Genomic DNA, 665 nt, shown 5'->3' with positions numbered 1-665 from the left:
GACATCGAACTGAAGACCGCGGACGGCCTGACCCTGGTCGGCGAGTTGGCTCTGCCTCCCGAAGGCCGCACCCCGGTGGCAACGCTCGTCACCCTCCATCCCCTGCCCACCCACGCAGGCATGATGGACAGTCACGTCTACCGCAAGGCGGCCTGGCGTCTCCCCGCCCTCGCCGACATCGCTGTCCTGCGCTTCAACACCCGCGGCACGTCCTCGCCCCGCGGCACCAGCGAGGGTAAGTTCGACGAAGGCGTCGGCGAGCGCTTCGACGTGGCAGCCGCGATCGACTTCGCCGACCACAGAGACCTGCCGAACCCGTGGCTGGTCGGCTGGTCCTTCGGCACCGAGCTGACACTCAGGTACGGCTGCGAGCCGCAAGTCCAAGGCGCCATCCTGCTCTCCCCGCCCCTCCACCGAGCAGGCGAAGAAGACATCCGTACGTGGGCCGATTCCGGCAAGCCGGTCAAGGTATTAGTCCCCGAATTCGACGACTACCTCCGCCCGGCAGAAGCCCGCGAGCGCTTCGCCACACTGCTGGCGTCCGAGCCTTCGGTAGCCGCGGGCACCGAACTCATCGCCGTTCCCGGCGCCAAGCACCTGTGGGTCGGCGAAAAGTACGTCAGGATCGTCCTCGACGCAATCGTCCGCGCCACCAACCCCACCGC

General features: G+C 67.8%; 1 protein-coding gene. It reads left to right on the top strand.

Features of this window, described 5'->3' with window-relative positions; all coding sequences use genetic code 11:
• The coding region (locus KDL01_RS41630; RefSeq protein ID WP_212534228.1) for an alpha/beta hydrolase at window positions 1-665 on the top strand (665 nt) is incomplete at both ends.

It is taken from the genome of Actinospica durhamensis, from assembly GCF_018139695.1.
Taxonomy (GTDB): Bacteria; Actinomycetota; Actinomycetes; order Streptomycetales; family Catenulisporaceae; genus Actinospica; species Actinospica durhamensis.
Note: the sequence above shows the minus strand (reverse complement) of the source record. Positions and strands in the feature narration are given on the sequence as shown.